We start from the raw sequence: 19,872 nt of genomic DNA, 5'->3' as shown, positions 1-19,872 counted from the left end.
GCTCAGGAGCGGGTCTCCTCGATGAAGTCGAGCAGGTCCTGGTTGAGCTGGTCGGCGTGGGTGATGAAGATGCCGTGCCCCGCGCCGGGGTACTCGTGGTACACGTTGCCGGGCACCAGCTTCGCCAGCCGCCGCCCGCACAGCGCGACGGGGGCCGAGGCGTCCGCGTCGCCGTGGATGATCAGGGTCGGCACCCGGATGGCGGCGCTCTCCTCGCGCAGGTCGGTGCAGACGCCCGTCATGACGACCTCGGCGGCGGCCTTGGCCGAGCAGTCGAGGCACTTCCGCACGGTCCACTCGATGAGCTCGGCGGAGACCTGGTTGCCCCGCTGCGTGGCGAAGAACGCCTGGGCGTTGTGGGCCAGCCAGCGGGGGCGGTCCTTGGCGCGGTCGGCCGCGACGGCGTCGAAGACGCCCCGCTCGACGCCGTCGGGGTTGTCGGGCGTACGGACGATCAGCGGCGCAGTGGGCGAGATCAGCACGATCCGGCTGACCCGGTCGTCCCCGTGGCGGGACAGGTAGCGGATCACCTCGCCGCTGCCCATCGAGTGCGCCACCAGCGTCACCCCGCGCAGGTCGAGGTGGTCGAGCAGGGCGGCGAGGTCGTCGGCGAGGCTGTCGTAGTCGTAGCCGTGGCCGACCCAGTCGGAACGACCGTGGCCGCGCTTGTCGAAGGCGACGCAGCGCAGGCCGCGCTCCGACAGCGGCAACATCTGGAACTCCCAGGAGGTGCTGCTGAGCCAGGCCCCGGCCACGAACACCACCGGTTCGCCCTGGCCCCAGTCGGTGTAGAACAGGCTGGTCCCGTCGTGGCTGTCGATGTACGGCATGTGATCCTCCCGGATGTCCTCGCGCCTACGGGAGAACTCTCGCGCAGCGCGGGTCATGCCGTCGATGACGCGCGAGGTAATGCGCGCGCCTACGTGCCGGCCAGGCCGCGTTCCAGCACGCCGAAGGCCGTTCCGACGGCGGCGACGTGGTCGTCCAGCACGTCGGCGGCCCGCTCCCCGGCCAGCATCCGGGCCGCGGTCCCGAGGAAGGCCGAGCGGTACGCGCCGACGAGCATGGCCGCGGTCAGCCGGCCGGGCAGGCCCTCGCCGGACTCGTCGATCAGGCCCGCGAGCACGGTCTCCAGCTCGTCGGCGATCTCCCTGGCGCGGGCCCGCAGTGCCGCCGAGCCGGTCACGACCCGGAAGAAGTGCACGAACCGGTCGTCCACGCCGCCGAGCGGGTGGCCCTCCCGCGCGTGCCTGATCAGCATGTCCCGCAGGGCGGACAACACCGGCTCGCCCGCCTTCCGGCCCCGGACGGTGACCGTGACCAGCTCGACCAGCTCGGGGATGCGGTCGAAGAAGATGTCCTCCTTGCGGGGGAAGTAGTTGAAGACCGTCACCTTGGAGACGTCCGCCGCCTCGGCGATCTCGCCGATGGTCACCTCGTCGAACCCGCGCGCGTAGAACAACATCGAGCCGTGGTCGGAGATGCGTTTGCGGGTCTCGGCCTTCTTGCGCTCGCGGAGCGATCGGGTGTCTGTCACAAAAAAATTGTATCGCACTTAAAATTTAGTCGGGTATAGTTTTCGCCATGGACTACGACGTGATCATTTCCGGTGGCGGCCCCGTGGGCCTGATGCTCGCCTGTGAGCTGGGGTTGCACGGTGTGCGTGTGGGGGTGCTGGAGCGGCTGACCGAGATCGACCAGACCGTCAAGGCCGGCTCGGTCAACACGCCCACGGCGGAGGCGTTCTACCGGCGCGGGCTGCTCCCCGCGCTGGAGGAGGCGCAGGCCGAGACCATGAAGGCGTTCCAGGCGTTCATGGCGCAGCAGGGCGGCGCGGCGACGGCCGAGCAGCCGAAGATGTCCGCCTTCGCCGGGCACTTTGCCGCGTTGTGGCTGCTCGGCGACCTGGTGGACGAGAACGACCCCGACTTCGCCGACCGCGGCCCGGCGGCCCGCCTCACCGCCATCCGCCAGCAGGACGTCGAGCGCGTGCTCGGCGAACGGGCCGCCGAGCTCGGCGTGGACGTGCTGCGCGGCGTGGAGCTGACCGGCTTCGAGAGCTCCGCCGACGGGGTCGTCGTACGGGCGGGCGAGCGGGAGTTCCGCTGCGGGTGGCTGGTGGGCTGCGACGGCGGCCGCAGCACCGTACGCCGCCTCGCCGGGTTCGACTTCCCCGGCACGCCGCCGATGATCACCGGCCATCAGGCCATCGTGTCGATGGAGGGCGCCGAAGGGCTCGGCGTCGGCTGGACGCACACCGACACCGGCATCTACGCCAACGGCCCGGTCCCCGGCCGCATCCTCACCGTCGAGTTCGACGGGCCGCCCGAGGACCGCACCACGCCCGTCACCGCCGAGGAGCTGCAGGCCAGCCTGCGTGCCGTCTCCGGCGTGGACGTCACCGTCACCGGCGTGCGGTCGGCCACCCGTTTCACCGACAACGCCCGCCAGGCCACCACCTACCGGCTCGGCCGGGTCCTGCTGGCCGGCGACGCGGCGCACGTGCACTCGCCGTTCGGCGGCCAGGGGCTCAACCTGGGCATCGGCGACGCGGTCAACCTCGGCTGGAAGCTCGCCGCGGTGATCGCGGGCCGCTCCCCCGAGGCGCTGCTCGACACCTACACCGCCGAACGCCATCCGATCGGCGCGTGGGTGCTCGACTGGACGCGCGCGCAGGTGCTGCTCATGCGTCCCGAGGCCCGCTCCCGCGCGCTGCGCGCCGTCGTGTCCGACCTGATCGGCACCACCGCCGGCACGACGTACTTCGTCAAGCGCATCTCCGGCGTCTGGCAGCGCTACGACCTGCCCGGCGGCCACCCGATGGTCGGCCGGAGCGTCCCGGACCTGGAGCTCGCCGACGGCACCCGGATCGCCGACCACCTGCACCAGGGGCGCGGGCTGCTGCTGGACCTCGGGCTCGACCTGGCGGCCGACCCCCGCGTGCCGTCGCTGCCGGCCAAGCCGGTGGACGCCCGCGACTTCAGGGCCCTGCTGATCCGGCCCGACGGCGTCGTCGCCTGGGCCGGCGACACCCCGGACGCGGCGCTGGAGGAGGCCCTGGCCACCTGGTTCTGACCGGCGGGCGCCTACGCCGGTCTCGCGCCGTACCGGCGGTCGCGGCGCAGGGCCAGTTCCTCATCGTCGACCAGGGTGAGCATCGGCGTGCCCGGCTCGCACAACATGGTGACCGTGAAGCGGAGCGGGACGTCGTCGCGGTTGTTGCCGTCCTGGTAGTGGATGACGTCGCCGCCCGGCTCCCAGAACGCCTCACCGGCGCGTACGACCCGTTCCGGCTCGCCCTCCAGCTCCAGCAGCATCTCGCCCTCCAGCACGAGCCCGAACGCCGGCCCGGAGTGCCGGTGCGGCGGGGTGCCGGGATCGCCGGGCGGGAACTCGACGACCACGGTCATCGCGTGCGCCCCCTGCGGGACGAACGGCGGCTCGGCCTCCTGCAGCACGGTCAGCGCCGTCCGCCAGGCGGTCGAGCGCGGCTCGCGCCCGCCGGCCGCCGGTACGTCGTGGGACATGCCCGTCCTCCTTCACGAACCCTCGCGGACGGCGGTTACCGGGCGGCCCAGTCGCTGTAGCGGATCCGGCCCAGGGTGGCGCCGTCGGCGGGCACCAGCGAGCGCTCGGTCAGCTCGCTGCCGAAGTAGCGGGCGTGCTCGTCGGTGACCACCTCGCGCGGGTCGTCCAGGGCGGCCAGCGCCTCGCGGAAGAACTCGTCCATCCGGAACTGCTCGGGCCCGGCGAGCTCGGTCCGGCCGTTCAGGGGCGTCCCGACCGCGACCCGGCCGACCGCCGCCGCCACGTCGTCGCCCGCGACGGGCCGGAACAACACGGGCGCGATGTGCACCTCGCCGCCGGTGGTCGCCTCGTCGGCGATGCCGCGTACGAACTCGAAGAACTGCGTCGCGTGCACCAGCGAGTACGGGATCGGCGACTTCTCGATCAGCCGTTCCTGGGCGATCTTCGCGGCGAAATAGCCGTTGTCGGGCATGCGTTCGGTGCCCACCACCGACAGCGCGACGTGATGGCCCACGCCCGCCGCCGCCTCGGCCGCCAGCAGGTTGCCGGTGGACGTCTCGAAGAACTCCAGCACCGCGGCCCGTTCGAACGAGGGCGAGTTGGAGACGTCCACGACGACCTGCGCGCCCCGCAGAACCTCGGCCAGCCCCTCTCCGGTGAGGGTGTTGACGCCGGTCCTCGGGGACGCGGCCACGGCCTCGTGCCCCTGCTCGGCCAGCTTCTCCACGAGCTTCGACCCGATCAGGCCGGTACCGCCGATGACGACAACCTTCATGACGAACTCCCTCTCACCCTTGTGACAGCCGCCGCGGGATTTCCCGCCGACGGATGACATGTCCAGCCGGCGGGCGGTCGGCACCGGTCGTGACGGGTCCATTACCTCCCGATGTCGTGTTGTCACATCCCATCCCCTGTGCTAACAATTCGATTCTATGCTGACCAACACAGAGGAGAGCCCCGTGAACGTCGCGATGATCGCAACGCACTACCCGCAGCCCGCCCACCGGGAGGAGTTCGTCACACGGGTGCGCAAGGTGGCCGAGGTGTTCCGGGGCATGCCCGGCTGCCTGTCGGCCGAGATCTGGCTGACGCAGGACACGGTGGTCTCGTTCGTGCGCTGGGAGTCCGACGAGGCGTTCGCCGCGTCGCTGCCCGCGCTCGGCGACGCGGACGTCGACGTGGCCTTCGACGAGCGCGAGGCGCGTCCGCGCGAGATCGTCCGGCTCGTCGCCGCCTGACGTCCCGGCCGGGTACGGCTAGTACCCCGAAGGACGCACCAGCCCGGTCTCGTACGCGAAGACCGCCGCCTGGGTACGGTCGCGCAACCCGAGCTTGACCAGGATCCTGCTCACGTGGGTCTTGACCGTCTGCTCGGCGACCACCAGGCGCTCGGCGATCTCCGCGTTCGACAGGCCCTGTGCGATCAGCGCCAGCACCTCGGTCTCGCGCTCGGTCAGGTCGCCCACGCGCTCCTTCAGCGGCACGCGCGGGGAGGCGGTCACGCGGGAGAACTCGGCGATCAGCCGCTTGGTGACGTTCGGCGCCAGCAGCGCGTCACCGGCGGCCACCACCCGCACCGCGTGGGCCAGTTCGGCCGCCGAGGCGTCCTTGAGCAGGAAGCCGGACGCTCCGGCACGCAGGGCCTCGTAGACGTAGTCGTCGAGGTCGAACGTGGTCAGGACCAGGACCTTCACGGTCGTCTCCGGCCGCCGGGCGATCCTGCGGGTGGCCTCGATGCCGCCGAGTTCGGGCATGCGCACGTCCATGAGCACGACGTCGGGGTTCAGCTCGGCGACCTTGGCGACGGCGTCGAGGCCGTTGACGGCCTGGCCGACGACCTCGATGCCGGGCTCGGCGTCGAGCAGCACGGTGAAGCCCTGGCGGACCATGACCTGGTCGTCGGCGATGAGGACACGGATGCTCGTCATGGGATGGTATCGATGTCTTTCTGCGTGTCGGCGGGCAGGAACACGCTGACCTCGTAGCCGCCGTCCGGGGTGGGCCCGGCGACGAGGTCGCCGCCCAGCATGGTCGCGCGTTCGCGCATGCCGAGCAGCCCGTGCCCGGCGCCGGGCGCGGACGGCGCCCGCCCTCGCGGCGGGTCGTTGACGACGCGGATCGCGAGCGCGCCCGGACGGTGGGCCAGCCGGACGGCCACCGGCGCGCCGGGCGCGTGCCGCATGGCGTTGCTGAGCGCCTCCTGCACGATCCGGTACGCCGACAGCTCCACGCCTGGCGACAGCGGGCGCGGCTCGCCGTCGGTCTCGGCGGTGAGCGTGACGCCCGCGCCGCGCACGTTGTCGAACAGCTCGCCGAGCCGGTCGAGCGTGGGCTGCGGGGCGTCGCCCGGCTCGTCCTGCGCGCGCAGCACGCCGAGGACCCGGCGCAGCTCGGTCAGCGCCTCGACGGCGTTCTCGCGGATGCCCGCCAGGTTCTCCCGCAACTCGGGCGACGGGTTGTCCACCAGGTGGGGCGCGACCTGGGCCTGGATGGAGATCACCGACATGTGGTGGGCGACCACGTCGTGCAGTTCGCGGGCGATCCTGCCGCGTTCCTCCAGCAGTGTGCGGCGGGCCCGTTCCTCGGCCGTCAGCTCCTCCTGGGCCTCCAGCCGGGTGCGGGTCGTCCTGAGCAGGCGTACGCCCGCCCCGACCGTGACCGCGACCGCGTCGGCCACCAGGGCCGCCAGCACGGAACCGGGATCGTTGGCCTCCGGGAGCAGCACCACGAGCAGCACCGCCGTCAGCGTGGTGACGGTCAGCGCCTCGGCGGCGACGCGGGGGCGTACCCGCAGCGCCAGCAGGAACAGCACGCCGGCCTGGAGGGCGATGCCCGAGCCCGTCCACGGGAAGGCGAGCGGTTGGGCGTACGGGAGGAAGGGCAGCCGGTCGTACACCTCGGGGTGCACCATCCAGGAGAAGCTGAGGCTCTGGGTCAGGTACGTCGTCCCCGACCGCGCCCCCGCGACCATGAGGGCCAGCGTCGCCCACCAGGCGGGCAGCGGGCGCGACATCGCCAGCACCATGGCCGCCGCCTGGGCCGTGGCCAGCAGCGGGACCGTCGGATCGACGCCCTCGCCCCCGGGGAACATGCCCATGAGCAGCGCGTACAGGATGACGAGGACATGCGGCAGCCGGGACAGCGCGCGCGGGCCGCCCATCCGGGGAAGCGGGTCGGGGGCCTTCGTCCACAGGTCCGCGCGCAGGGTGGCGAGGGCTTTCCGCAGCCTGCTCATCGCCCCTCGCCCACGATCCTTCTGTCCAGACTTGCCCCTTTGGTCCACCTTAAGGGAAGGTCCGCCACAATCCGCGCGATGTTCGCCGGCGCCGTAGAACCGGACGCCAGGTAGTCGCTGTGGCCGCCACCGCCCGCCGCGAAGACCCGGGCGCCGAACCCGGGCGCGACCGGGTCCGCCCCCAGCCCCACGGTGCCGGACGGCAGCTCGACGGACAGGTGCGGCACCCGCCCGACCCAGTCCCCCGCCGTACGCCCGGCCCACACGACGGCCCGGGTACGCAGCGCCGCGACGTCGGCCACGCCCGCCCCCGGGCTACCGAACAGGACGACGCTCGCCGAAGACCTCGACGGCCCGGCCGCCGTCCCGGCCGGCGAGCGCGGAGGGCGGCGGAAGGGCCGCCGGAACGGGCGCCGGCACCGCTCCCGCCACGCACGCCATCGGTCCCGCCGGCGAGGCGGTGACCAGCGTGGCGAGCAGGAGGCGGCTGCCGCGAGTGCCCATGGGGGTGGCCCTTCCGTGCGGGGACGATGCCCCCGACGCTACGGATCACCCCGCCCGCCGGCCTCCCGCCACGGAGCTCACTTCCCGCGTAGCTCTCACGTACTACGGGATGTACGCCATCGGCGCGCAACCGGAAGCCCGGCCGGATGCCCGCGCTACGGGATGCGTGTGGGCTCGGGCAGGACCAGGTGGTGGGCCGGCCAGCGGGCGCGCAGCCAGCGGTCGTGGCAGGCCAGCACGACCGCGCCGGGGCCGTCCGCGCTCAGGGCGGCCTCCAGCTCGTCGGCGAGACGGGGTGACAGGTGGTTGGTGGGCTCGTCAAGCAGCAGGACGTCGGGGGGATCGGCGATCAGCAACGCGAGGGCGAGGCGGCGGCGCTGGCCGACCGACAGCTCCTCAACGCGCAGGTTCGCGTCGCGGGGGCGGATCAGGCCGAGCGAGCGCAGCGGCACGGACTCCGCCCGTTCCTGTCCGAGCGCTTGTTCGTAGGTCTCGTGAACCGTGCGGCCGGGGTGCTCGAACACCGTGTCCTGGGGCAGCAGGCCGACGGTCAGTCCGGGCTTCCGCCGTACCTGCCCGGCCACCGCCGGCATGCCGGCCAGGACCTCCAGGAGGGTGGACTTGCCGGCCCCGTTCGGACCGGTGACCAGCAGCCGGTCCCCTGGCCGCACGTCGAGCCGGTCGAGGCGGAGCCGCCCCGGCACCCGGACGGCCCGCACCGACAACAACGGCTCCTCGGCGGCGGCGGAAGGTGCGCAGGTGAGGGGCGGAGCGGGAACAGGGGCGGGGGCGGCGGGGGTGATGCGGGGGCGCAGGTGGAGCGGGGGTGGCGGGGCGGGGACCTGGTCGCGTTCGAGCTCGGCGAGCCTGCGGGCGGCCTCGCGCACCCGCCGGGAGACCTGCCGCTGCACGCGCCCGGCGCGGTGCCCGTAGCCCATCTTCTCGTTGTCGCGGCGCGGCCCGTCCGGCGTGGCCCGCGGGGCCGTCACCGCGACGGAGCGGCGCAGCTCACGGAGTTCGGCCTGTTCGGCCGCGTGCCGTCGCTCCCAGCGTTCCCGCTCGGCACGCTGCTCGGCCAGGTACGCGGTGTACCCGCCGCCGTACCGGACGGGGCCGTCCGCGGCGGGGTCGAGGTCGAGCAGGTCCGTGCAGACGGCGTCGAGGAAGGCCCGGTCGTGGCTGGCCACGACCACCACCCCCGTCATGCCGCGTACCTGCTCCTCCACGAACCCGGCGGCGTCGTCGTCGAGGTGGTTGGTGGGCTCGTCCAGCAGGAGCGCGGCGGGCCGCCGGATCAGCAGCCCCGCCAGGGCGAGCCGGCCGCGCTGCCCGCCGGACAACCCCCCGAGCTCCCGCCCGTGCGGCACACCGCCCAGGCCCAGCCGGTCCAGGACGATCTCCGCGCGCCGGTCGGCGTCCCACGACTCGCGCCGCTGCGCCTGGTCGAGCCGGGTCCCGTACGCGTCGAGCAGCGCGGCGTCGTCCGGCGCGGCGGCCAGCCCGGCGGCCAGCCGGTCGAGCTCGGCCAGGTCGGCCCGCGCCTCCCGCAGGGCGTCGCCGAGCACGTCGGCGAGCGTGGCGCAGGCCGCGAACGGCAGCTCCTGGCGCAGGAAGCCCAGGTCGGCGGGCCGCACGACGGTTCCGGAGTCGGGCCGGTCGACACCGGCCAGCAGGCGCAGCAGGGTGGACTTGCCGGCTCCGTTCTCGCCGATCAGCCCGATCCGGCGGCCGGGGGAGGCGGTGAACGAGAGGCCGTCGAGCACGCGCCGCGTGCCCAGCGTCCGTACGAGGTCGTGGGCCAGCAGCGCGTCACTCACCGGCGGGCCCTCCGTGGTACGGCGGACAGGGGATGAAGACCATGTGAACCTCAAGGGAGAACACGGGCACGCCGAAGCGGCCCGTACGAAGGGGACGGGAATCCGGGAACGACGAACGGGGCCACACCGGCGGCGCTCACGCGCTCACGCCGGGGCCGGTCAACCTCCGGTATCACCCGGAGATGTCGTCGTCACCCGCCACGTCTGGTCTCCTCACCATGGATCACAAGCGTTCCGACCCTAGCCTACGCGGCACCGGCACCGCTCTCCGGGCGCGCAACCGGTGGAGCGCCCCCGAGGTTCTCGCGGGCGGCAGGGGCCGGGGCGGGCCCGGGGCGCCGCTCGCGGGCGGCAGGGGCATGCCCCCGAGGTCAGGGCCGGAGCACGATCTTGCCGTGGGTGTGACGCCGTTCCAGCTCGCGGTACGCCTCCCGCACCCGCTCCAGCGGGTACGTACCGGCGATCGGCACCTCAAGCTCCCCCCGCGCGGCGAGCCGGGCCAGTTCCCCGAGGACGACCGCGCTCGCCGCCGCCCCCTCCCCGTACGTCAGCGCGCCGACCTCGGCCGCCGCGTCCCAGTCGCAGATCGTGTCGATCCGCTCGGGCCGTACGCCCAGCCGCACCGCCAGCCGCACGTAACCGTCCCCGTACGTGTCGATGAACGCGTCCACGCGCCCGCCGGCGGCCTGCCGGATCCGCTCGGCCACCCCCTCCCCGTACGCGACCGGGACGACGCCGTGATCCTTCAGCCAGGCGTGGTTGCGCTCGCCCGCCAGTCCGATCACCGTGGCCCCGCGCCGCCGCGCGAGCTGCACGGCGAGGGATCCCACGCCGCCCGCCGCCCCGGACACCACGACCGTGTCGCCCGGTCCCGGATCGACCGCGAACACCGTGGCGTACGCGGTCGTGCCGGCCACGTACAGGGATCCGGCCACGTCCCAGGACAGCCCTTCGGGACGGTGGACCAGGTGCACGTCGTCGGCCACGACGTACTCGGCGTGGCTCGCCCGGCCGTGGGTGAAGCCGAGCACCCGCGCGCCGACCGCGAACCCGCGCACCTCTGGACCGGCCGCCACCACGACGCCGGCCAGGTCGCTGCCCTGCCCCGAGGGGAACGTCGCGGGCCAGCGCCCGTGCCGCGCGCCCCGCCGGATCATCACCTCGCCGGGCTGGATCCCGGCCGCGCGCACCTCGACCAGCACCTGCCCGGGTCCGGGCACCGGACGTTCGACCTCCTCCACGCGCAGGACGTCGATCCCGCCGTACTCGTGGAACCGCACCGCCTTCATCTCACGATCACCGCTCTTCACCGAAAGGACAGGCACCGGACTGTCACACCGTGCCCGCCCCCGCGCCGGCCCGGAAGCGGAGCGCTCTTCCCAGGATCGGCGGTCCGGGTCTGACGCCCTCCCTCGGAAGCGCCGGGGACGGCTTGACTTCAAGTGCACTTGAAGCCGCAGGATCCCCGGCATGGACAGAAACCAGACGACAGGCCGTACCAGCGAGGAGACAGACGCGCTCATCGCGCTGCTCGACGTCGGGGACGGCATGCCCGGCGCGGCCGAGCTGCGTGCGCGCTCCTACGACCTGCTGGACCTCGCACCGGGCACGGCGGTGGTGGACGTCGGATGCGGGTCCGGCCGGGCGGTCGCGGAGATGGCCGCGCGGGGCGCGCGGGCGGTCGGAGTCGACCCCGACGAACGCATGATCGCTGTGGCCGCCGGACGCCGGCCCGACGGCGAGTTCCGCGTGGCGGACGCCTACGCCCTGCCCTTCGCCGACGGCACGCTGCGCGGCTACCGGGCCGAGAAGGTGTTCCACATCCTGGACGACCCCGCCCGCGCGATCGGCGAGGCGCGGCGCGTGCTCGCCCCCGGCGGTCGCCTCGTGCTGGTCGGGCAGGACTGGGACACCTTCGTCATCGACTCCGGCGACGCCGCGCTCACCCGCCGCATCGTGCACGCGCGCGCCGACCTGGTCACCGCTCCGCGCGTGGTCCGCCGCTCCCCCGGCCTGCTCCTCGACGCGGGCTTCACCGACGTCACCGCCGAGGCCCGCACCGTGGTCTTCACCGACGCGACGATGTTGCCGCTGCTGGCCGACCTCGCCGGGAAGGCGTGCGCGGCCGGGGCGATCAGCGACGCGCAGGCCGAGGGCTGGCTCGCCGAGCAGCGTGAGCGGGGCCGGCGCGGGCGGCTGTTCCTCGCCTTTCCCCTGTTCGTGACGGCGGCCACGCGCCCCTGAGTCCCGGCGGGCGGGTCAGCGCCGGGGCGGGGCGAAGGTCGCGAGCTCGCCGCGTTCGTGCCGTTCGAGCAGGGCCTCGGCGCCGTGTTCCAGCATCCGGGCCGCCTCCGCCGCGCGCGGGAGCATGATCTTCTCGTACGCCTCCACGGCGTCGCCGACCGTGGCGGAGCCGGCCAGGGCGAGGGCGAGTTCACAGGCGTCCAGCATGGCCAGGTTGGCCCCGACGCCGAGCGGCGGCATGAGGTGGGCGGCGTCGCCGAGCAGCGTCACGGACGGCGACCGCTCCCAGACGTGCGGGACGGGCAGCGCGAACAGCGGACGGTCGACGTACGGGCCGTCGTTGCCGGTGATCATCCGCAGCATGGCCGGTGACCAGCCGGAGAACGCGTCCAGCAACCACGCGCGCAGCCCGGCGGTGTCGGCGGTGCTCAGGCCGTTCGCGGTGATCCAGTCGGCGGGCAGGCGCTGGATGACGTAGACGCGGATGTGGTCGCCGCCGTTGCGCTGGGCGAACAGGGCGCGTTCGCCGTCTGCCGCGGTGGCGCCGCCCTGGCCGACGAGCGCGGCGAGTTCGGGGTGGGCGTTGTCGACGTCCTGGAACCACGCCTCCAGGAAGCCGATCCCCGTGTACCCCGGCACGGCCGGCGACACCGCGGGGCGCACCCGTGAGAACGCGCCGTCGGCCCCGATGACCAGGTCCGTCTCGGCGGACGTGCCGTCGGCGAAGCGCAGCCGTCGCGGGCCTTCCGCCGGTCCGGCGACCTCCTCGACGGCGTGGCCCCACCGCACGGTCCCCGGCTCCAGCGAGCCGAGCAGCAGGTCGCGCAGCCGTCCCCGGTCGATCTCCGGCTTGAAGAGCTCGTCCGCGGCCGGGACGTGGTGGTCGAGGAGCCGTCCCGACGGGTCCAGGAGGCGCATCTCCTGACCTTCCGGGCGGGCCAGCTCGAAGAACCGCTCGATCAGGCCGGCCTCGCGCAGGGCGTGCTGCCCGTCGTCGGCGTGCAGGTCGAGGGTGCCGCCCTGGTCGCGGGCCCTCGGGTGGGGGTCGCGGTCGTAGACCGTCACGGCGATGCCGTGCCGTTGCAGGATGCGGGCGCAGGTGAGCCCTCCCGGGCCCGCGCCGACGATGCCGATCCGCGCATCGGTGGGTGCCGGTGAGCGCATGGTCGCTCCTCTCGTTCGTGGCGGCGCCGTACGCCGCCTTTTTCAGAGAAGCAGAACGAGTACAAAAGTGCAACAAGTCAACTAATTGTCTGATGCCACCTTTTGATAGGGTGGGCCGCATGGACACGCCACCCGTCACCGGCCGCCGCGAACGCAAGAAGGCGGCCACCCGCCGCGCCATCGCCGACGCCGCCCTGCGGCTGTTCCTCGAACGGGGCTACGACCAGGTGAGCGTCAGGGACGTCGCCGAGGCGGCCGACGTGTCGACCACGACGCTGTTCAAGCACTTCCCGAGCAAGGAGGCGCTGGTCTTCGACGAGGAGGCAGACCGGGAGGCGGAGCTGGTCGCCGCGGTGCGCCGGCGTCCCGCCGGTCAGAGCGTCGTCGAGGCGCTGCGCGAGCACGTGCTGGCGTCGTGGTTGCCGCTGGCGGCCCATCCGCTGCGGGCCGGGTTCACCGAGCTCGTGGAGTCCACGCCGGCGCTTCAGGAGTACCACGGGCGGATGTGGACCCGGCACACCGCCGCCCTCGGCGCGGCCATCGCCGACGACGCGGGCGTGGAGCACGACGACGTCGCCTGTCACGCGCTGGCCCGGTTCGTCCTGGAGACACCGGCGCTCACGCGGGGCCGGACGGATCTTCGCGGGGCCGTGGAGGAGGTCTTCGGCCTCCTCGCGCACGGCTGGCGCCCGCCGCGCTAGCGACGGGCTCCGGGGGCCTCACACCGTACGGGTGGCCCGCCCTCCGTCGATCCCCCAGGAGATGATCTTGACAGGGGTGATCACGATGATCTCCCGCGAGAAGTACGGCACCGGAGGCTCGTGATCGCTCAGGGCCACCGCCGTGCCCCGGATCTCGATGCCGCGCGCCACCCACGGGTCGACCGAGGCCAGGTCGTCCACGACGAGGGCCACGGTGCTGCCCCGCTGGACGTTCCGGAACTTCTTGGAGACCCCCATCGCGTGCCCGCCGATGACGATCGTGCCCGCGGCGGCGTCCACGAAGAAGCCCACGGGGTTGTTCTGCACGTCACCGGCCGGGGAGACGGTGGCCAGGCGGCCGAGGTGTTGTCCGGCCAGGTAGTCGAGTTCTGTCTGCGTGAAAATCATGCGGCAAGTATGCGACCTTGACACCAGCGTGAGGCAAAACCGGACACTCCGCCCGCATGTGGCGTACGTCACTGTCACAGGAACCGGGTGACCGGCATCTCTTGTTCGACCGGCTACGACAGCAAGGAGCGAACAATGACCGCACGCTTGAACCTCTTCGGCGCCCCGACCGCGACCGCCGCCAAGGCCGTCGGGCACTTCGGAACGGCGAGCAGGACGCTGTTGGCGGAGACGACGCTGCCGCCCGCCGTCCTGAAGCTGGCGGTGCTGCGTACGAGCCAGATCAACGGCGACGCCTACGCCACCGACGTGTGGAGCAAGAACGCCGCCCACGCCGGGGAGAGCCCCGTCCGGATCGCCCTGGTCGCGGCCTGGCGGGAGGCCACGGTGTACAGCGACGCCGAACGGGCCGCCCTGGAGCTGGCCGAGCAGGGCGCCCGCATCGCCGACGCCTCCCCCGGCGTCACCGACGAGGCGTGGGCGCGGGCCGCCGAGCACTACGACGAGGCCCAGCTCGCCGATCTGGTGCTGCTCATCTCCCTGATGAACGCGACCAATCGCATGAGCGTCATCGTCCGGCAGCCCGGCGGCGCCTACGAGCCCGGCCGCATCGGCTGACCGCAGGCATCCCGTACCACCGATCCGCAACCCTGAACGTCCGACTTCGAGGAGTATCCGATGGAACCCCGCTTCGACCTGATGAGCAACGAGCTCGGCGCCAAGATCGCCAAGCGTGTCTACAACGTCGCCCTGGCGATCCAGCAGTCGCCGTTGCCGCAGTCCACCCAGGACCTGGTGATGTTGCGGGCCAGCCAGATCAACGGCTGCGGCTTCTGCGTCGACTACCACACCAAGGACGCGGCCGCCGCCGGGGAGAGCGCGGTACGCGTCAACCTGGTCGCCGCGTGGCGCGAGGCCACCGTGTTCACCGACGCCGAACGGGCCGCGCTGGCGCTCACCGAGGAGGGCACCCGGCTGGCCGGCAGCCACCCGGGCGTGTCCGACGAGACCTGGGCCAGGGCCCGCGAGCACTACGACGACGACCAGATCGTCGCGCTGGTCGCCCTGATCGCCATGATCAACGCCAACAACCGGCTCAACGTGATCGTGCGCAACCCGGGCGGCTCCTACGAGCCCGGCATGTTCGCCGGGATGGCGAACTGACGGCCGCTCCCCCGAGGGCCTCGCTCCCGGCGAGGCCCCCGGGCGGGCTCCAACCCGGTTCTCAGTGATCCACAAGGGCGCCCTCGCACGCTGAGCCCATGAGAGGCATCCGGTTACTCATCGCCCTGGCGGCCTGCGCGGCGCTCCTCCCCGCCGCGCCCGCCGCCCAGGCGGCCACCACGACCGCAGCCACGACCACCACAACCACCACGACGTCGGATCCCTGCGCAGACTCGGCTGCGCCTGGACCGTGCACGAGTACATCTGCCCCCGGAACCAGACGATCCTGGTCTACGGCGGCCCGAGCAGGGACATGATCGTCCCCGCCGACGGCCGGAAGGTCCGGGCGGTGATCATGGAGGACGACCTCGCCGGTGACGACGTCCTCATGGACGAGACGTTCACCGTCAGCCCGGTCAGCCCGTACGAGATCCGTACGTTCGAGAAGAAGACCGAAGGCTGGCACTACGTGCTTCACCTGCGCATCTCCCCGTACGACTGCTCCCCCTGCCCCGTCTGACCGTCCGCCGGGCGCCGGGGCGCGGCCGTCGTGCCGCCCTTCCGGCGGCCGGCCAGCAGGATCAGCCCGGTGAGGCCCAGCGTGCCGGTCAGGATGAGAAGCTGGACGCCGTAGGCGATGTCCTGGGTCGGCAGCAGCAGGTTGCCGGTGTGCAGGCCGGTGTGCACGCCGACCGCCATCCACACCGTCCCCGTACGGGCCCGCGCCGCCGCGCAGGCGAAGCCGAGCGCGATCGCCTGGAGCACGTAGAGCAGGCGCTCGGCGAGGGTGTCGGCGGCACTGTTGGAGATGATGTGCAGCGCGCCGAAGCCCGCCGAGACCACGATCAGCACCGTCCACGGCCTCAGCCGCGCCGAGAGTGTGTCGAACAGGTGCCCGCGCCACAGCAGCTCCTCCGGGAACGCCTGGCTGAACAGCGCGAACACGATCCCGGCGAGCAGGTACGGCAACCCGCCCGCCTCCTCCGGCGCCCACGTCGCCACGCCCAGCGTCACCGACAGCGCGCTCGCGGCGCACACCGCGGCCGCGCCCGCCACCAGGCCCAGCAGCACCTCGGGCGCGGCCCGCCAGGACATCGTCAGCCCCACCCCGCGCCACGGCCGGTGGCCGGGTAAGCGGCGGATGAGGAAGACCAGCCCCAGCGAGGCCAGCGTGATGCCGGCCATGCCGAGCGGCCGGTACAGGGCGTCGCCGGGATCGAGCAACATCACGGGCGCGGTGCCGACGATCACCTGGGCGAACATGGCGGCGACGGTGATCAGCACCGCCGGGACAGGATGCGTGGCCTTCATGGAGCCCGATGCTAGGAAGCCCGCCGCGGCGGGCGCATCGGCGCCGGGGACGAACCGATCATGACCTTCGTCATGGGTCTCAGGGAGGATCCCCCGGGCCGCGCGGGAAACTAGGGTCGAGGTGTGCCGCGTCTCCCCGTCCCGGCCGCCCGGTTGCCGGACACCGGCCCGCCGCTGCTGCTGAGTGTCGTGTTCTGGGTGGTGCTCGCCGCCACCGCGCTCGTCTACGCCGCCGCCCTCAGCGTGTCGCCGGCCCCCGTGGGGCAGGTGGTGGCGTTCGGCGTGAACCTGGCGGTGGTGACCGGGTTGTGGCCGGTGTTGCCGTGGCGGCGCACGCGCGGGTGGCGCGCGGCGGCGGCCGTGGTGTTCCTGGTGGCGACGTTCACGCTCGGGATCACCGGTTCGAACGAGATCCACCAGTTGCTCACGCTCATCGCCGTCGCCAACGTGGCGTTCGTGCACGGCATGCGGGCGGCCGGGGTGATCGTCGGCTGCCTGTGCTGCGGCGTGTTCACCTCGGTCATGGTCCTGTACGGGCACGACGTCCTCGACGCCGTCGGGCAGACGGTGCCCGTCGCGGTGTTCGCCGCGTTCGTCCTCGGCATGACGTCGGCGGTGCTGGAGGCGCGGCGCAGGCGGGAGGAGGCGCAGCGGCTGCTGGCCCGGATCAGGGAGCTGACGATCGCCCAGGAACGGGCGCGGATGGGCGCGGAGATGCACGACTCGCTCGGCCACCACCTGACCGTGATCAAACTGGCCCTGGAGAACGCCGAACGGTTCCGCACCCGGCGTCCCGAGTCGGCCTGGGACGAGGTGCGCCAGGCCAAGGACCTGACCCGCCAGGCGCTGCTCGACGCCCGCCGCTGGGTCCGGGCGCTGCGCCCGCTCGCGCTGGACGGGCACGTCGGCAGCGCGGCGCTCCAGCAGCTCGCGGCCTCCTTCGACGGCACCGGGCTCGGGGTGTCGTTCGAGGTCGTGGGCGGTGAGCTGCCGCTGGATCCGGATGTTGAACTCGTGCTGTACCGGGTGCTCCAGGAGGGGCTGGCCAACGCCGTACGGCACGCCGGGGCCCGGCACGTACGCGGCAGCCTGGCCTTCCACGGCGACCGGGTCGTGCTGACCGTGGCCGACGACGGCAGAGGCCGCGACGGCCGCGACGGCCGCGCGGGCGGCGGGTTCGGCCTGCGGTCGCTGGCCGAGCGCGCCGGGGCCGTGGGCGGCACCCTGACGGCGGGCGACCGGCCCGGCGGCGGGTTCGAGGTGCGGGCGGAGCTGCCCGCCTGGACACGGGCGGCCTCGTGAGCGTGATCAGGGTGCTGCTGGCCGACGACCAGGCGCTCATCCGCCAGGCGCTGCGCAAGATGCTGGAGATCGAGGACGACATCGAGATCGTCGCCGAGGCCGCCGACGGCGAGCGGGCCCTGCTCGCGGCCGGGTCGTGCCGCCCGGACGTGGCGCTGGTGGACGCCAGGATGCCGGAGATGGACGGTGTCGAGCTGATCGCCCGCCTGTCGGCCGGTCATCCGTCGGTGGTCTCGATCGTGCTGAGCACGTTCGACGAGGACGACTACATCTTCGGCGCGCTGCGCGCCGGCGCGGCCGGCTACCTGCTCAAGGACTGCACGCCGGACGAGCTGACCGACGCCGTCCGGCGGGCCGCCCGGGGTGAGACCGTGCTCGCCTCCGCCGTGGCCGCGCGGCTGGTGGCCGAGATCCGGCGCGGGGTGCCGCCGGCGCCGCGCGGCGAGGCGGGGCGACTGTCGGCACGGGAGGCCGAGGTGGCCCGGCTGATCGCCGCCGGGGCCACCAACAGGCAGATCGCCGGCCGGTTGCGCATCACCGAGGGCACGGTGAAGAACCACGTCACCAGCCTGCTGCGCAAGTACGGCCTGCGCGACCGCACCCGGCTCGCCCTGCGTCTGCGCGACGGCTCGTGAGGCCCGTCAGCGCCGCGACAAACGCAGCGGGAAGGAACCCGGCACGACGTCGCCGATCACCGTCGTGTACGCCGCGAGATACCGGTCGAGGTACGGCGACCGGTCGCCCTGGGTCGGCACGTCGGCCCCGGCGCCCAGCAGGTCGAGGCTCAGCCGGGCGCCGGAGACCCTGATCGTGTCGCCCGAGGGCACGTCCAGCCAGCCGCCGGACACGATGGTCCCGATCTGGACGCCCAGCCGGTGTCCCCGGTCGAAGGTCCAGTCGGCCGACTTCAGGTCGAACGCGATCGTCCCCGCGCGTTCCAGCAGGGCGACGTTCTCGTCGAACATCGTGGCGCGGCCGTCCGGGGCGAGGTCCCACAGGCGGACCATCACGTTCCCGGCCGTGCTCGCGGTGAGCCTGATCGCCGGCGTGCCGGTGAGCCTGAGCTTCTCGGCGGCGGGCGTGGACCAGGTCCAGTAGCTGTTCGCGGCGCTCCCGCGCGCCCCTGCCACGCTCTGCCGGGCCGCGTTCCGCTCGGTGGCGGACAGCGGCTCGGGCGGCGGGGCGTGCTCCATGTCCCACCGGCCCGAGGGGGCCGACGTCGCCGCCGCGGGACCGCCGCCGTCGTCCTGGTACGCCCCCGCGGCGAGCCGGACGTCGTACGACGTCGTGACCACCGGCCAGGTCGGCTGCGCGCGCCACTGGCCGAGACTGTCCTCCACCGCGTACGCCGGGTCGGCCGTCGAGGGGCGCGTGCCGCGCAGGTACTGGTCGTAGAAGCGCATCACCTCGTCGAACCAGCCGGCGCGGCCCTGCAACAGCCGGCCCTGGGCGTCGGTGTCGTTGCCGCGCACGTGCTCCCACTGGCCGAGCCAGCCGCGTTCGCGGCCCCGGTGGTGGTCCAAGTAGGACTCCATGTCCTCCGGCTTGGTGTTGGGCTCGATGAAGCCCTGGGTGACGAACAGCGGCGTGCCGGTCCCGGCGGCGCGGGCGGCCAGGTCGCGGGCCCTCCAGTACGCCGAGCGCAGGTCCGGATTGTTGTTGTTGGTGATGTTGTCGCTCAGGCAGGCCGGGTGGGCGGTCTCGTACTGGGCGTTCGCCTTGTAGCGGTCGCTGTCGCCGTCCATGGGCGGCATGGTCGCGATCGAGTTGTACGCCTGCGGCGTGCCCGTGACGTTGGGCCGCGGGACCTTGTTGCTGAACAGGTAGTTGTACATGTTCCAGACCGGTTCCTGGGCGACGACCGCCTTCAGGCTCGGCAGCCTGAGGTTGTTGCCGACCAGGCCGGTGACCGCGTCGTACGACTTGCCGTACATGCCGACCCTGCCGGTCGACCAGGGCTGGGCGGCCGACCACTCGACGGCGGCGCGCACGTCGGCCTGCTCCCCGGGGCCGACCCAGTCCAGGCAGCCGGTGCTGCCGCCGAAGCCGCGCAGGTCGACCATGACGAACGTGTAGCCGCGGGCCATCAGCCCGGCGCCGTCCACGAAGTCCTGGAAGCGCGCGGACGGGCCGACGCGGTCCCATCCCTCGGGGCCCGTCTGCCCGGCGTGGGCGAAGTAGGGGCCGACCGAGACGATCACCGGCGTGCGCGCGCGGGCCGGCAGGTGCGCCGGGCGCAGCACGTCGGCGTGCAGTTCGACGCCGCTGCCGTCGGAGGAGGGGAAGTACGCCTCCGTCCAGGCGGCGCCCGCGGGAACCCGGGGGTTCTCCTCGTGCGTGACCCCCGGCGCCGTGGCCGACGCGGGCGGCGCGCCCGCGGTGAGAGTGGTGATCGTGACCAGCACGCCGGCCGCCGCAGCGGCCGTCGCCTTCCCGCGAGTGTTCATCGACTCTCCCGTGCATGAGTGTGCCGGTGGGGTCCGAACGAGCGTGC

General features: G+C 73.2%; 23 protein-coding genes. 9 read left to right on the top strand and 14 right to left on the bottom strand.

Going from position 1 to position 19,872, the window contains the following annotated elements:
• Positions 1 to 2: 2 nt before the first annotated feature.
• Both IEZ27_RS50170 and IEZ27_RS50165 read right to left on the bottom strand, forming a co-directional pair.
• Positions 3 to 830, bottom strand: a complete 828-nt coding sequence (locus IEZ27_RS50170) for an alpha/beta fold hydrolase (RefSeq protein WP_189653745.1) — start codon at positions 828 to 830, stop codon at positions 3 to 5.
• An 89-nt stretch (positions 831 to 919) separates the two neighbouring features.
• Positions 920 to 1,537 carry a TetR/AcrR family transcriptional regulator gene (locus IEZ27_RS50165; RefSeq protein ID WP_229825065.1) on the bottom strand — a complete coding sequence of 206 codons (618 nt, stop codon included), beginning with the start codon at positions 1,535 to 1,537 and terminating at the stop codon, positions 920 to 922.
• A 47-nt stretch (positions 1,538 to 1,584) separates the two neighbouring features.
• On the opposite strand from IEZ27_RS50165, the gene IEZ27_RS50160 reads away from it, so the two are divergent.
• The gene (locus tag IEZ27_RS50160; protein ID WP_189653744.1) at positions 1,585 to 3,075 is read left to right on the top strand and encodes an FAD-dependent monooxygenase; all 1,491 of its coding nucleotides are present in this window, start codon (positions 1,585 to 1,587) and stop codon (positions 3,073 to 3,075) included.
• 11 nt (positions 3,076 to 3,086) lie between these two features.
• Here the strand turns inward: IEZ27_RS50160 and IEZ27_RS50155 are convergent, their stop codons facing one another.
• On the bottom strand, positions 3,087 to 3,527 hold the full coding sequence (locus tag IEZ27_RS50155; RefSeq protein WP_189653743.1) for a cupin domain-containing protein: 441 nt from the start codon (positions 3,525 to 3,527) through the stop codon (positions 3,087 to 3,089).
• Positions 3,528 to 3,562: 35 nt separating this feature from the next.
• Positions 3,563 to 4,303, bottom strand: coding sequence for an SDR family oxidoreductase (locus IEZ27_RS50150; RefSeq protein WP_189653742.1), 741 nt, complete (start codon positions 4,301 to 4,303; stop codon positions 3,563 to 3,565).
• 157 nt (positions 4,304 to 4,460) lie between these two features.
• Between IEZ27_RS50150 and IEZ27_RS50145 the strand changes: the two genes are divergently transcribed.
• Positions 4,461 to 4,766: an antibiotic biosynthesis monooxygenase family protein gene (locus tag IEZ27_RS50145; protein ID WP_229825064.1), complete on the top strand. Its 306-nt coding sequence runs from the start codon at positions 4,461 to 4,463 to the stop codon at positions 4,764 to 4,766.
• A gap of 18 nt (positions 4,767 to 4,784) precedes the next feature.
• On the opposite strand, the gene IEZ27_RS50140 is transcribed toward IEZ27_RS50145, so the two are convergent.
• The 6 genes from IEZ27_RS50140 to IEZ27_RS50115 form a co-directional block, all read right to left on the bottom strand.
• A complete protein-coding gene (locus tag IEZ27_RS50140) occupies positions 4,785 to 5,456 on the bottom strand; it encodes a response regulator (RefSeq protein ID WP_189653741.1) in 672 nt (223 codons plus the stop codon).
• Positions 5,453 to 6,763, bottom strand: coding sequence for a sensor histidine kinase (locus tag IEZ27_RS50135; protein WP_189653740.1), 1,311 nt, complete (start codon positions 6,761 to 6,763; stop codon positions 5,453 to 5,455). Before IEZ27_RS50135 ends, IEZ27_RS50140 begins: the two co-directional genes overlap by 4 nt.
• A complete protein-coding gene (locus IEZ27_RS50130) occupies positions 6,760 to 7,065 on the bottom strand; it encodes a hypothetical protein (RefSeq protein WP_229825063.1) in 306 nt (101 codons plus the stop codon). The genes IEZ27_RS50135 and IEZ27_RS50130 overlap by 4 nt, the downstream gene beginning before the upstream one ends.
• Positions 7,066 to 7,078: 13 nt before the next feature.
• Positions 7,079 to 7,267 carry a hypothetical protein gene (locus tag IEZ27_RS50125; RefSeq protein ID WP_189653739.1) on the bottom strand — a complete coding sequence of 63 codons (189 nt, stop codon included), beginning with the start codon at positions 7,265 to 7,267 and terminating at the stop codon, positions 7,079 to 7,081.
• 155 nt (positions 7,268 to 7,422) lie between these two features.
• Positions 7,423 to 9,084 carry an ABC-F family ATP-binding cassette domain-containing protein gene (locus IEZ27_RS50120; protein ID WP_189653738.1) on the bottom strand — a complete coding sequence of 554 codons (1,662 nt, stop codon included), beginning with the start codon at positions 9,082 to 9,084 and terminating at the stop codon, positions 7,423 to 7,425.
• 371 nt (positions 9,085 to 9,455) lie between these two features.
• Entirely contained in the window at positions 9,456 to 10,373 is a 918-nt protein-coding gene (locus IEZ27_RS50115; RefSeq protein ID WP_189653737.1) for an NADP-dependent oxidoreductase, read from the bottom strand.
• 181 nt (positions 10,374 to 10,554) lie between these two features.
• Between IEZ27_RS50115 and IEZ27_RS50110 the strand changes: the two genes are divergently transcribed.
• The gene (locus IEZ27_RS50110) at positions 10,555 to 11,328 is read left to right on the top strand and encodes a methyltransferase domain-containing protein (RefSeq protein ID WP_189653736.1); all 774 of its coding nucleotides are present in this window, start codon (positions 10,555 to 10,557) and stop codon (positions 11,326 to 11,328) included.
• 15 nt (positions 11,329 to 11,343) lie between these two features.
• On the opposite strand, the gene IEZ27_RS50105 is transcribed toward IEZ27_RS50110, so the two are convergent.
• Entirely contained in the window at positions 11,344 to 12,492 is a 1,149-nt protein-coding gene (locus IEZ27_RS50105) for an FAD-dependent oxidoreductase (protein ID WP_189653735.1), read from the bottom strand.
• A gap of 119 nt (positions 12,493 to 12,611) precedes the next feature.
• Here IEZ27_RS50105 and IEZ27_RS50100 point away from each other — a divergent pair, with 119 nt between their 5' ends.
• Positions 12,612 to 13,193: a TetR/AcrR family transcriptional regulator gene (locus IEZ27_RS50100; protein WP_189653734.1), complete on the top strand. Its 582-nt coding sequence runs from the start codon at positions 12,612 to 12,614 to the stop codon at positions 13,191 to 13,193.
• A gap of 18 nt (positions 13,194 to 13,211) precedes the next feature.
• On the opposite strand, the gene IEZ27_RS50095 is transcribed toward IEZ27_RS50100, so the two are convergent.
• A complete protein-coding gene (locus IEZ27_RS50095) occupies positions 13,212 to 13,601 on the bottom strand; it encodes a PPOX class F420-dependent oxidoreductase (RefSeq protein WP_189653733.1) in 390 nt (129 codons plus the stop codon).
• Between the two features lie 135 nt (positions 13,602 to 13,736).
• Between IEZ27_RS50095 and IEZ27_RS50090 the strand changes: the two genes are divergently transcribed.
• From IEZ27_RS50090 to IEZ27_RS50080, 3 genes are all read left to right on the top strand, one after another.
• Positions 13,737 to 14,219, top strand: coding sequence for a carboxymuconolactone decarboxylase family protein (locus IEZ27_RS50090; protein WP_189653732.1), 483 nt, complete (start codon positions 13,737 to 13,739; stop codon positions 14,217 to 14,219).
• Positions 14,220 to 14,279: 60 nt separating this feature from the next.
• Positions 14,280 to 14,765, top strand: a complete 486-nt coding sequence (locus IEZ27_RS50085) for a carboxymuconolactone decarboxylase family protein (protein ID WP_189653731.1) — start codon at positions 14,280 to 14,282, stop codon at positions 14,763 to 14,765.
• A gap of 250 nt (positions 14,766 to 15,015) precedes the next feature.
• Positions 15,016 to 15,285 carry a hypothetical protein gene (locus tag IEZ27_RS50080; protein ID WP_189653730.1) on the top strand — a complete coding sequence of 90 codons (270 nt, stop codon included), beginning with the start codon at positions 15,016 to 15,018 and terminating at the stop codon, positions 15,283 to 15,285.
• Here IEZ27_RS50080 and IEZ27_RS50075 read toward each other — a convergent pair.
• Positions 15,240 to 16,076 carry a CPBP family intramembrane glutamic endopeptidase gene (locus IEZ27_RS50075; protein WP_189653729.1) on the bottom strand — a complete coding sequence of 279 codons (837 nt, stop codon included), beginning with the start codon at positions 16,074 to 16,076 and terminating at the stop codon, positions 15,240 to 15,242. The two genes, IEZ27_RS50080 and IEZ27_RS50075, sit on opposite strands and share 46 nt — an antisense overlap.
• Positions 16,077 to 16,199: 123 nt before the next feature.
• Between IEZ27_RS50075 and IEZ27_RS50070 the strand changes: the two genes are divergently transcribed.
• On the top strand, positions 16,200 to 17,378 hold the full coding sequence (locus tag IEZ27_RS50070) for a sensor histidine kinase (RefSeq protein ID WP_189653728.1): 1,179 nt from the start codon (positions 16,200 to 16,202) through the stop codon (positions 17,376 to 17,378).
• Positions 17,375 to 18,013, top strand: a complete 639-nt coding sequence (locus IEZ27_RS50065) for a response regulator (protein WP_189653727.1) — start codon at positions 17,375 to 17,377, stop codon at positions 18,011 to 18,013. The genes IEZ27_RS50070 and IEZ27_RS50065 overlap by 4 nt, the downstream gene beginning before the upstream one ends.
• Before the next feature lie 6 nt (positions 18,014 to 18,019).
• Here IEZ27_RS50065 and IEZ27_RS50060 read toward each other — a convergent pair whose 3' ends face one another.
• Entirely contained in the window at positions 18,020 to 19,825 is a 1,806-nt protein-coding gene (locus IEZ27_RS50060) for a CocE/NonD family hydrolase (protein ID WP_189653726.1), read from the bottom strand.
• Positions 19,826 to 19,872: the final 47 nt, after the last annotated feature.

The sequence above is a fragment of the Nonomuraea spiralis genome, assembly GCF_014648435.1.
GTDB classification, from domain to species: Bacteria; Actinomycetota; Actinomycetes; order Streptosporangiales; family Streptosporangiaceae; genus Nonomuraea; species Nonomuraea spiralis.
This window is presented reverse-complemented; position numbering and strand designations above follow the sequence as displayed.